Annotated in this window: 9 protein-coding genes; all 9 read left to right on the top strand. The window is 57.4% G+C overall.

Annotation, left to right across the window (positions count from 1 at the left end; translation table 11 throughout):
• Positions 1-27 precede the first annotated feature (27 nt).
• On the top strand, positions 28-591 hold the full coding sequence (locus tag NZK35_RS32845) for an LbetaH domain-containing protein (protein WP_259636759.1): 564 nt from the start codon (positions 28-30) through the stop codon (positions 589-591).
• Entirely contained in the window at positions 588-1466 is an 879-nt protein-coding gene (locus NZK35_RS32850) for a glycosyltransferase family 2 protein (RefSeq protein WP_259636760.1), read from the top strand. Before NZK35_RS32845 ends, NZK35_RS32850 begins: the two co-directional genes overlap by 4 nt.
• A gap of 264 nt (positions 1467-1730) precedes the next feature.
• Positions 1731-2855, top strand: coding sequence for a hypothetical protein (locus tag NZK35_RS32855; RefSeq protein ID WP_259636761.1), 1125 nt, complete (start codon positions 1731-1733; stop codon positions 2853-2855).
• Between the two features lie 451 nt (positions 2856-3306).
• Positions 3307-3936, top strand: a complete 630-nt coding sequence (locus NZK35_RS32860) for a hypothetical protein (RefSeq protein ID WP_259636762.1) — start codon at positions 3307-3309, stop codon at positions 3934-3936.
• Positions 3937-4118: 182 nt separating this feature from the next.
• A complete protein-coding gene (gene xrtU / locus NZK35_RS32865) occupies positions 4119-5846 on the top strand; it encodes an exosortase U (RefSeq protein WP_259636763.1) in 1728 nt (575 codons plus the stop codon).
• A complete protein-coding gene (locus NZK35_RS32870) occupies positions 5843-7576 on the top strand; it encodes a tetratricopeptide repeat protein (RefSeq protein ID WP_259636764.1) in 1734 nt (577 codons plus the stop codon). The genes xrtU and NZK35_RS32870 overlap by 4 nt, the downstream gene beginning before the upstream one ends.
• Positions 7577-8151: 575 nt before the next feature.
• Positions 8152-10764, top strand: a complete 2613-nt coding sequence (locus NZK35_RS32875) for a polysaccharide biosynthesis tyrosine autokinase (RefSeq protein ID WP_259636765.1) — start codon at positions 8152-8154, stop codon at positions 10762-10764.
• Between the two features lie 16 nt (positions 10765-10780).
• On the top strand, positions 10781-11464 hold the full coding sequence (locus NZK35_RS32880; protein ID WP_259636766.1) for a hypothetical protein: 684 nt from the start codon (positions 10781-10783) through the stop codon (positions 11462-11464).
• A gap of 7 nt (positions 11465-11471) precedes the next feature.
• The gene (locus NZK35_RS32885; protein WP_259636767.1) at positions 11472-11831 is read left to right on the top strand and encodes a hypothetical protein; all 360 of its coding nucleotides are present in this window, start codon (positions 11472-11474) and stop codon (positions 11829-11831) included.
• Positions 11832-11978: the final 147 nt, after the last annotated feature.

Raw genomic sequence — 11978 nt, forward strand, 5'->3', positions numbered from 1 at the left:
TGAAACCTGGAACCTGGAACTTAAATCTTGGCACCTGATCCCAAACTCGATACGTCACGAACGGCCTGTCCGTCGTCGCACTCCACGGCCAACAAGATCGGGCGCGTGTTGTGGGGGGCGTGTTGGTGGGTCTTGTTCCGCCCTTCGCCGCGGATCCTGTTCGGATGGCGTGTCGTGGTGTTACGCTGTTTCGGGGCGACGGTGACGGCCGAATCACGGATCGACCCGACGGTTCGGATTTGGGCGCCGTGGAATTTAACGATCGGGCGTGACAGTTCGATCGGACATCACGTGGATGTCTACAACGTCGCTCCGATCACGATCGGCGATCATGCGACGGTCTCGCAGTACAGTTACTTGTGCGCCGCGTCCCATGATCTGGCCGATCCGACGATGAAGCTGACGACGTCGCCGATTCGAATCGAGCATGCGGCGTGGGTCTGCGCCAAGGCGTTTGTCGGCCCCGGCGTGACAGTCCATGAAGGTGCCGTGGTCGGGGCTTGCGGCGTGGTCACCAAGGATGTGCCCGAGTGGACGATCGTCGCGGGCAATCCGGCCCGCGAGATTCGCAAGCGGGAAATCAACGCGTGACACAACCTCGATCGGACAGCGCTGATCGGCCGACGCGACTGCCCGTTTCGGTGGTCGTGCTCGCCAAGAACGAAGAAATCAACATCGTTCGATGTGTGGATGCATTGGCGTGGGCGGATGAAGTCGTCGTGGTCGATGATGCGTCGACCGATGCGACCGTGGCGTCGGCCGAGCGGTCGGGGGCTCGCGTCGTCAACCATCCCTTTGAGTCGTTTGCGGGTCAGCGAAATTGGGCACTCGATCATGCCGGCCTGCGAAACGAGTGGGTGTTGATGCTGGATGCGGACGAGGTTTCAACCGCCGAATTTGCCGAGGAAATTGGGCGTGCGATTGAGTCAGCTGGTCCCCAAGTCGTCGGCTTCCGCATGTGCCGCAAAACGATGCTCGACGGAGTTTGGTTGAAATACTCCGACGGATTTCCCGTTTGGATCATGCGGTTGGTTCGGCGAGGCCGCGCGCGATTTGAAGACAGCGGTCACGGTGAAGTGCCGGTGCCTGAGGTCGATGGCGAACTGGGAACGATCCGGACGCCGTTCATTCACGAAGCGTTTAGCCGCGGGATGGACGATTGGTGGATGCGGCACGTCCGCTATGCGGGGCGTGAGGCGGCAAATGAGCGTGGTCAGGACGGCTGCGGGTCGGCGATTGCCGTTTTCAGCCTTGACGCCAGTCGACGTCGTCGTGGACTCCGAACGCTGGCACGTCGGATTCCGGCGCGTGGAGCGATTCGGTTCTTCTATCAATATGTACTGCGTGGCGGTTTCCTTGATGGCGCGACCGGGCTTCGGTATTGCCGCATGATGGCGTGTTACGAATCAATGATTGCGATTCGCAAATCAGAACCGTCGCCGGTCGATCACGATCGCGGCAATTAAGGAAGTAGTCTCTTGGACGCAATCTTTTACATCGTCGTCGCAATTGGAGCCCTATTCGCCATCACGGATTGGCGCACGGGATTGAGCATTGCAATTGTGTTGGATTGCTTTCGAGATCCGATTCGCAAGATGTCCGAAGGCGAACCGACCTTAATGACTTATTGCGTTTGCGCGGTTTGGGGCGCGGCGTTCGTCAATCTATTTTTCGGGGGCCACCCAGGGCTACGGCGCGTCCGACATCGTTTTTCGTGGCTCGAACGCGCGATGACATGGTATATGCTGGGACTGATCCCGGGCGCCGTTTTGTCTCTCGCGCTGTATCAAAACGGTATTCTGTTGGCGGGGCTCGGTTTCATCTCTTACGCCGCCCCGTTGCTAGGCATCGCGTTGGGTGCCGCATTAGCGTTCGAATTAAGGTATTTGAAACGTCTGCTCGAGATCTACGTGATCGTCAATAGCATCGCGTTGATCGGTTCAGTCGCAGAGTACTTGATGTGGGATTGGCCGGCCCTTGGTGGGCTGAAAGGTTTTGAATGGATCCGTCACATGCCGGGTGTGATTGTCCGATTGATCTCGGGATTTTTCCGCAGTCCAGACATTGCGGGCTTTCATGCGGCTAACACGATGATGGTTTCCGCAGTCCTGTTGCTCAATCGCGGTGACAAGGTTGGGTTGCGACGCCGGATCAACCCGCTGTGGCTCTCGACAGCGATTTGGAGTGCCGTCCCACTGCTGCTTTGCGGACGTCGAAAAATGTTGATCATGCCGGTGATCTTCATCATTGCTTACTTGATGTACATCCAATTGGCGGCGCGACGAAGTGTGGCCCAGGTTTTGGGCTACATCATCTTGATTGTCATGATCGGAGCCATCCCACTTGCGATCTATCGAGATGAGGAAGGTCTAGAAGACCACCAAGCCTACTATGCGACGACCATTAGCGATGTTGCGCCGCGACTGAAAGACAATGTCGCAGGGAGTGTCATCGGTACTTTGAAACAGTCTGGATTGATGGGATCCGGGCTGGGGGTGGCAACTCAAGGTGCGCAACACTTTGCCGTTGAGGCGCGTTACGGCGTTTGGCAAGAAGATGGCGTGAGCCGACTGTTCAAAGAACTCGGCGTCCCAGGCGTCGTGCTCATTTCCATCGCGATCTGGATGGTCCTCCGGCACTGCCGTCGCGAAATTCGCCGGCAACGTTACTTGCCCCTGATCGAGTTACAGGCATTGGTCTTTGCACTGGTGATGGCGAACGTTGCCTCCTTCGTCGCCTCTCACCAGCACTTCAGCGGCGATCCCGCAAACGCGTTGTGGGTGCTGCTGTTCGGTGGTGTCTTCGTGGGCACGCTGGCGCTGGACCCACAGAAAACAGTGGTGAGGGCCGGGTAACGTCTTCGCCACGAAAAAGAGTGGGGCCAATGCTGATGGTGAAGTTGCTGACCGGATTGAATGCTTCGCTGGCGTCGAACGAACCACCCAAGACAATCGACGGCTGACGCGGCAGGTCGAGAAAAAAACGAAACAGAAACCACTCAAGGGCGGGGTTTGTGCATCAGCATGGGCCTCGCCCTTCTTGCGTGGTGTCGATGCGGTTCCGCAGAGGGGGTGGTGGGTTGTGAACGGATGTACGGACTGGCTACTGCATCGGTTTGGCCACTGGCACGAGGGGTGGAGATGCCATCGAACAGATACAGCAGGTCGCAAAAAATGAAGGAGCAGGGTTTTTTAGATCGGTTTTGGTTGCATCTATGCAAACTGGTACTATCCTGATCCCAATATGACTCCCCCACAGTTTTCCAAACTTGACGTTGGCATCGGGAATATGACGGTAAGACAGACGATGAGTGCGATCGCGGTCCTTGCTGCGACATTTTGTTGCAGCAACGCGGACGGCGCAGCAGTGGGTTTCTTGGGCTCGTTCAATTCGAGCCAGCCTGGCCCCGTGCTGGTTTCTTTGCCGCGAAACTTTAAGCTGATCCTGACATACACCCCCAATCCAGGCGGCGGCGCGCCGGCGTCGGGTGTTTTCACGTTTTTGTCGACTCCCAATGCTGGCACGACGAATTCAAACTCGCACCCGAAAGTTACGGTCGCAGCGTCTGGAAATATCTCTCTGGGAAATAATTCTGGGCCAGGCGGCACCGACGTCTTCGTCTACAACGGTCAAGTTGCGGCCGGATTACTGGGGCCCAACAATGTGAACTTCGCGTTCAGCTTCACGAAGCCATCGGACACGATCACAATGGGTGGAGTGACCCCCGATAACATTGCTCCGCTGGTCAGTGGCCAATCGTCCATTGCCTTCATCGGTGGGGCTGGCGGTCCGAACGGTGTCGGCACCATCCGTGGGGCACCGGAACCGAGCACGATGATTGCCCTGACGGGACTGGTCGCAGGCGGATGTGGAATCGGCTACCGACGTCGCATGAAGGCGAAAAATGCGGAAGAATTGACGTCGGAAGCCAGTTGACTTCGGTATCCCCCCTCTTTTAACGCGTTCTAAAAAAGCAAGATTCTCGTGAAACGAGGATCTTGCTTTTTTCGTGCCTTCGCGGTTTCTCACTGGATCTGCCGGCGAGAGATCTGCGACGATGCACGGCAAGCACGGTGGACAACAGCTAAACCGCCAGACCCCCGCAGAATGCGCCAACTATGGAAACTCCGACTCAGCCAAAGTATCACGCGGCAGCGTTCTGGGCAGTGGTCTTGCTCGCGCCGTTACCCGGGCTGTCGGTCTATCTGGCCTGGTTGAGCGAATTGGAGCAATATGGATACGTTTTCCCGTTGATTCTGGCACTGATCGCGTTGGTTCTATTCCGCTGGGACTACCAGTTTCGGATGCCCGGCGACGCCTCTTCGATTGGCTTGGTTGCGTTGGGCGTCACGCTGAACCTGTTCGCGTCTTACCGCGCATCCCCTTGGTTGACTGCGATTGCCTTTGCAATGACTGCCGCCGGATGGTTGCGCACCCATCTTTCGTCTGCCCCGGATCGCCATCGGTTGACCTACCTGAGTCTGTTGTTGGTGATGATGATCCGATTGCCGCTGAATCGGGATTTGGCGCTCGCTGCTGCGTTGCAGCGGGTGACATCACGGGTCAGCAGTTATCTGCTCGATTCGTTTGGCGTGACACACTATTTACGCGGGAACGTGATTGAGCTTCCCGGCGGAACGTTGTTCGTCGAGGAGGCCTGCAGCGGCGTGCAATCTCTGTTTACGGTTCTATTCCTGGTCTGCCTCTGGATCGTCTTTCGCCGCAGGCCCTTGATTGCCACCCCGGCATATTTGCTCGCCGGAATGCTGTGGGCGATGGTGATGAATGTTGTCCGGATCACGTCGATCGCACTCGCACAGGAGTGGTATTCGATCGATCTCTCGGCCGGCACACCGCACGAGGCCCTCGGATGGATCTGTCTAAGCGGAGCGGTGCTGATGATGCTTTCGACCGATCGATTGCTGCGGGTGATGTTCTTTCCTGTGCCGCCCGACGAATCGGGAGCGATTTCTAATCCGGCGTCAAAACTTTGGAATTGGTTATTGGTGCTCGGAGTACCAGAGGAGAACGATGCCATCGAGGCAGCGCAAATTGGAAGACGCGTGACCAGTGGCGGCGTGAGCAAACCACTGGGCACTGCATTGCTGGTCGGGGCTTTGCTGCTGTGTCTGCCGAGTTTGGCGATGGGCTATCGGATTGTTGCGACTCGATTTGACACGCAATTGGCAAAAGCTGAAAGACCTTTGTTATGGGATCCGGGGTCGTCACTGATGAACCGAACCGGTTACGCGTCAGCCATCACCGACCACCAGATGCTGCGTGACGCCAACAGCAAACAGTTGGGCAATCACGCTGACGTGTGGACGGTTTTTTTAGACGGCATGGCGGTTCGGATCGCGGTCAGCCAACCTTATCCAGAATGGCACGACATGCGACTGTGTTACAGCGGAAACGGATGGCAGGTGAACGATTGGATTGCGATGCTTCCGCCGACCGGGACAAGGACTGACGAGTCCAGTCAACCGATCAATCACTGGGCGGTGTCGTATGCCGAAATGGTTCGGGATACGGGAGAGTTTGGCACACTGCTGTTTTGCGGATTGACGAGCGACCGACAACTTCTATCGCCGCCGATGAGCGGCTTCTATTCGCTATTCGACGATCGCATGAAGGACAGGCAGTCCCTACAGTCCAACATCATCATGTTGCAGCTTTGGACCGAAACTCAAAAGCCATTGATGCCTGAGCAATTAGCAGAGCTTCGAGAGCTGTTTGATTCGTTTCGATTGACGGTCCTGGAGGAATTGAACCCAGATCCGAAGGCACCTCAAAGTGCAGGCAGCGCAAACCTGACGATGGTGACCGATAACGGGGGGAATCGATGAACGTTGCAAAAGTCCTGCGACGTTGGTGGCGGCTCTACCTGTCGGCGTTTCGTTTTGTAATTTCTTTGCCACGTACCCTCAACGTGGTTGAACTTACGATTGATGCGTTTTCGTTTCCCCAACACGATTGGGCAAAGCGATTGCGTCGCGATTTGGCAGATGATGAATCCCCTCTCACCTGGCAACAAGCACTCAATCCGCTGTACTGGGTGGTCTGGACGGTCCGATTCATGATCCGTTGGATCACCAGTCGGCCCTACATGACGCTCGCGCCTTCGGTGCCCGCATTGGTCGTCGCCGTCATTCTCATGGCGACCGTCTTGAGCGTTGTTCGGCGAGATCAGGCGGCAACACAGACGATTTACTTGGATACCTTGCGGACTTCGATTGCCAATGGAAACACGGAAGTCGCTTCGGTCGCCGTTCAGCGATTGCTCGCGATCGATCCGGACAACTTGGAGCACCAGTACCAGTTGGCCATGCTGGACGACGAGTTGGGTAGAAAGGAGTCTGCACGGATGTCGATCTATCGGTTGGCCATCCAAGAAGAATACGGACCGGCAGCGCTGTGGATGCTGAAAGCGTTGGTCTACGACGATCCGGCGTCTGATTTGAAGCATGGCGATCAACTACACCCGCAGCTCATTCCAAGAACGCAATGGAGCGAAGACGAGAAAAAGATTTGCCATCGCTGCGCAACCGTTGCGATCACCAAACTGCCATCTCAACGTGCTATTTTTGCAAAAAAAATGTACGCAAGATTTTTGACGCAAATCGGTGCCGCAGGGGACGCGTTGGCGCTTTACAACACGATTGCGGATGTCGATCCCGGAGTCAATCTTGTAGCAGCCCAGTTGGCCAATCAATTGGCCCAACAGACCGGAGACTACCTCACCGTTCAGCGATTTGCTAAGGCTGCGATTCGAATGATCGAACCGGTATTGTTGGCCGATCCGACTTCCGTCCCCACACGCTTGAACTATGCACAGGCTCTGGTATTGGACGAGCAAGACGAACAAGCCTACCAGACGCTTACCGAAGGCTATCAGTTGACCGGTGACGGTTTGCTGCTGTTGGCGGCTGGCGAAGCGAGAATTTTTACCGCCGAGCGACTCAAACGCGATGTCGGTGCCCGGGAAACGCTCGCCGAACGAGGCCCCATCCTCTATCAAGCGCTCGAGTTGGCTCCCAAGAGCCCGGTGGTGCTCGAGGCCGTCGTGCAATTTTCCATCGAATGCAGCGAAGCGGATGACCAGGCCTTGCAGAACGTTCGCAGGAAGTTGCTCAGTGGGGTCGATCCGCCGGCGATGCACTTTATCGAAGGCACCGTGGCGCTGATGTCCGGGGACCACGAAAGTGCTCAACGGCACCTGTCCCTGGCCGCCAATGAATGGAAAAACATGGCGGGCCTGCTGAATAATCTCGCCGTCACACTGTCGCAAAATGGAGACACCGCCAAGCTTCCCCAAGCGTTGCGGTTGTCCGATGCCGCCTTGGACCAGTTGCCGGGACATCCGTATTTGCTCGAAACCCGCGGTCAAATCCTGCTGCGAATGGAGCGTTACGAGGAGGCGATCGTGGATTTGGAGGCCGCGCTGAAGGAACCCGCGATGCGTCCGCTGGCCCACCCGTCCCTGGCAATCGCCTATGAAAAATTGGGCGAAGACGATCTGGCCGGACAGCACCGCCGCCTGGCCGAACGCCACTCGGCCTCGCCACAACGCCCCTGAGCGGGGTTAAATCGACAAGGTTTTGACCAGCGCAGGCCCCGTAGGCCCCGCGCCAAACGGCTGATCATNNTCGATTTAGCGGTATTGGGCTCGCGCCCTGTCGCTAACAAAAGGCACCCCGCTTGGCGTCATCGTAGGAGCCATCGGGCCGTCGGTAATCAGGTGAGTAACGATTGTGTCGAACGTCGCCATCGCAAGAGGGGCTTGAAACCATGTCATGACTAAGGAAGGATAGGGGGTTCCAAGAACAACGAGGTTTTGCCGCTTGGCAAATGTCGCTTCGGAAAGACGGCTTTAAGTTTCTTGCCACGGAGATGTTTTTTCCGACGGTGCCGATTGGTCGGCGTACCGGTTGTGCAGGAAGCTTGGAACGAAACGATTTTACGATCGGCGGACAGATTTTCGCCTCGGCTTGGATGCACAACTTAGGGCCCGGACGAACCGGTGCCTGTAGGTTTCTGAGGGAACACCCTCGCGCAAAGATGCGTCAAAAAGGCTGAACCGTTCAAGAATGTGAACTACGCTCGGCCCTTATCAATCACGCACCTCCAATCCTTCTACCTGTGAACTCGTCGATGCTGGATCAGACTTCACCACAGCCGGTCAACTACGACTCGAGTGCTACGCTTGATCCGGCGCAGGAGCACCACCATGGCGAGACCATTTTGACGGTGCTGTGGCGTTTCAAGTGGCTGCTCGCCGCCTTTGTCGCCATCGGAACATCGATCGGTTACTGGATGTACAAGCAGAAACCGACGACGTACCGTGCGACCACCCAGTTGATGTTCAAAAGTGATACGCCGATTTCGTTGGACTCCAACACCGGGATCGTTCGCGGCGGGATCCCCAGCGGCAAGCTGATGCAATCGCTGATCACCTCTGACGCCATTGTCCGTGGCGTCGCAGCCAATCCCGAATTGAAGTCGATTCCGTCGTTGGAATCCAGCACCGAGAAGCAGATCGTTTCGCTGGTTCGCAGCGGCATCCGGTTTCAAACGCTGACCGATCAGGCCGATTCGCGGGATCGGATGATTGCCGCGCTCAATTTTGACGGCCGCGATCCCCAGGTCTGTGTCGCCACCGTCAACGCCGTCAGCCAGGCGATCAGTCAGCACTTCGAACGCGAACGCCAGTCGACCATCAACGAAGTCGGCGAATTGGTTCGCAACGCGATGGACAAGCTGATCCGCGAACAGAAAGACCTCGAAAGCGAATACTTAACGTTTCGCGACAACGCCGACCTGGAATGGAATGTCGAAGGACAAGCGATCAACCCCTATCGAGAACGACAGTTCCAGCTGCAATCCTATCGAACGGAACTGGAGCAAAAGAAACGGGAGCTCAACAGCGATCTGCGTCTGGCGATCAACACCCGCAAACTGCACAGCGACCCGGTGCTGGTGGCACAAATCATTGGCCATCTGGGAAGCGTGGTCAATGAATTCGAGCCGCTGCGGCAAATCGTCGGCCCCGGAAACGTGGCACACGATGACTTGACGCTGAAGAAGCTGGAAGTCGAACGGACTTTGATTCCGTTGCAGATCAAACGTGATCAGTTGGAACTTGCTTACGGTGCGTCTCACCCCGAAGTGAAATCGATCGCAATGCAGATCGAAAGCTCGCAGAACAAGCTCAATGAGCTGAACCAACAGATGTCCGAGCGGATCGCCGAATTGCGAGCTCAGTCTCAACGGGTCGATTATGACAAAGAGGCGCGGGAGGCTCGTGACGAACGGGCCCGAATGGCCGTCGATGCTTACATCCGTGGGCTGGAAGCACAACTGACCGTGCTCGCCCAGGACATGAGTGACATCGATTTGCAAATCGAACAGCAAAAAGACGAAGCGGACAAGCTGAAGATCGTGGAAGAGCGAGACGCCTCGTTCAACCGCAGAATCGAAACGATGCGAGGCTTGGAAACGCAATTGGAGCAACAGCTCGCGGCATTGAACTTGGCCGATGTCAAAGGCGGGATTCTCGTCGAACCGTTGCTGGACACCGGTCAAGCCTATGAAACCGGACCCGATCTGAAAAAAGACCTCGTCCTGTTCGGCATGTTGGGGCTGGGATTGAGCGGGCTGCTGGCGATGATCTTCGAAAGCACCGCCAAAATGTTTCGCAGTGCCGAAGAGGTCCAGCGCGAGTTGCGTCTTCCTGTGTTGACCCACATCCCGCTCGATGAAGGCAGGATTCAACAAGGCAAGGGGCTGGTCGATTCGGAGATCGCCAAGCTGGACCCGAAACTCTCAGTCGTTCACCGCCCCTATTCTCCCGCGGCCGAAGCCGTGCGTGGGGTGCGGACGGCGATGCTGTTCGACCGCCGGCAATACAACAGCAAGGTGTTCCAGATCACCAGTCCGCTGCCGGGCGATGGCAAGAGCACGTTGGCGGCCAACGTCGGCTGCTCGGTCGCCCAATCCGGTAAGCGGACGTTGTTGATCGATTTGGACCTTCGTAGCCCTCGGCTGTCGCTGCGATTCAATCTGGAGGCCAAGACCGGGCTGACGAACGTGCTCAACGGCGAACTCGGACCGGCCGAAGCGGTGCACCAGTCGCCGATCGAAAACCTGGACATCCTCCCTTGCGGTCCGCTGCCGGCAAACCCGGCGGAAGCATTGACGCTTGCCGAACTGGCCGAAGTTTTTCAGTGGGCTCGCGATAACTATGACTTCGTAATCGTCGACACACCGCCGCTGCTGATGGTCAGTGATCCCGCCGTCGTCACGACCTACGTCGATGCCGCGATGTTGGTCATGCGGATCCGACGACGGTGCAAGCCGAACGCCAAAGAAGCGATCTCGATGTTGCGAGCTGCCGGCGCGCGTGTGATGGGCGTCGTGGTCAACGAAATCGACGATGTCAGCGGTGGAGCCTCCTACAAGAGCAGCGCCAGCGGAAGCTACCAGTCGATCGGCTATGGTTACGGCGACAAGTATCGCCGACGTTACCAACAGGAAGCCAAGACCCAAGACACCTACGTCGTCAAAGGTAAACACGCTTCCGATCCGGTGTCAGTGCCCGCCGCCCCAACCGAGTCCGTCGACCAAGCGGGGAGTTGCGAAAGGGAATTCACTGACCCCGAGTTCACTGACCCGGAATTCGCCGACCGCAAGGTGACAGCCCCCGACGCCGCTCCGTTTGCTCCCAAGGTCGCCCCCGATCGGCGACGGACCAACGTGCGTTCATAGGCCAGGACCGCGCCGCATGAATCGAATCAGGAACCGATCCGGAAGCCAGCCGTTTGGCAAACGCAGACCGTTGGGTAGTAAGAGTCTCGGCTCCATCGCCGTTGTTCTGCTGGTCGGGTTCTACGCATTTGCCCAGCCCCACCTGAATGATCGGTTCGGCTGGCAGCTTCCCGGCTTGAATCAGCAAGCCGAACAGGACGCGTCCCCTGTCCCAACCGGGCCGACACAACCCCCAGACCAAACGCCGAACCGATCGGCTTCCGGTTCCTCCGATGCCATTGACCAAGACGGCCGAAATTCGAACGCCGATCTGCGTTACGGGTTGCTCCGTGAAATTCGGCCCAATGAGTTCCTTTCGCCGGAAGGATTGCGGTACGTACCCGGAAGCGCGGAAGGGCACCGGCTGGAGCACCTGCGACGCCACACCGAGGACATGCCATCAAGACCTGGGAAACACGGCGTCTTTGATGGGGGAATGGAAGGCGCGTTGGTGACCATCGACGATGCCTACCGGCGGGCCAAGACGAAACAACGGTCGACAAAACAAACCGATCGAGATCGAACCATCTACACCGTCGACATGGAACGACGGGTCGGATACGTCGGCGGCCGCGAAGGCAAACGCCAACACCATCCGATCGCCCGTCGGGTCAAGTTGGTGCTCGAAGACACCATCGTGATCACCGCCTACCCGTTGTAACGCAACGATGAATCAGGACCACCAGCACGACGTCGCCCAACCGCCTCTGAATTCAGGGCCGATTCGATCGGTCGCGATTTGCCCGATCTGTGACGGCGGATTGTGCGGCGTTCGGATCTGCACCGGGGACGATCCCACCCAGCCGCTGCCCGACCGCGGTTTTGTGATGTGCGACGAATGCGAAGCCGTTTGGATGGAACCCGATGTCCAATCGGAACATCATTACTTGGATGCCCAAAACCCGGAATGCCCTGTCTGTCACGGGGGGCTCTGGGCGGCGAGTCGCTGGGCCGATCGCCAGGACGTCCAGCGGATGGGGTGGGGCGATGCGATCGATGCCGATCTCGATGCCGAGTCCGATGTCTAGTGCTGTGTCCGCGTTCAATGTTCGCGCTGCGTTTGTCAAGCGGAAAAAGGGCAGGGCCTTGACCAACACGGGATTGCGCAACCGTTGGTGTCCAGCCTTTAGGCGTTCCTACTCGCTGCGGAGCAGCGACAGAGGGCGGCTAAAGCC

Source organism: Stieleria sedimenti (assembly GCF_025060895.1).
In the GTDB taxonomy this organism is placed as follows: domain Bacteria; phylum Planctomycetota; class Planctomycetia; order Pirellulales; family Pirellulaceae; genus Stieleria; species Stieleria sedimenti.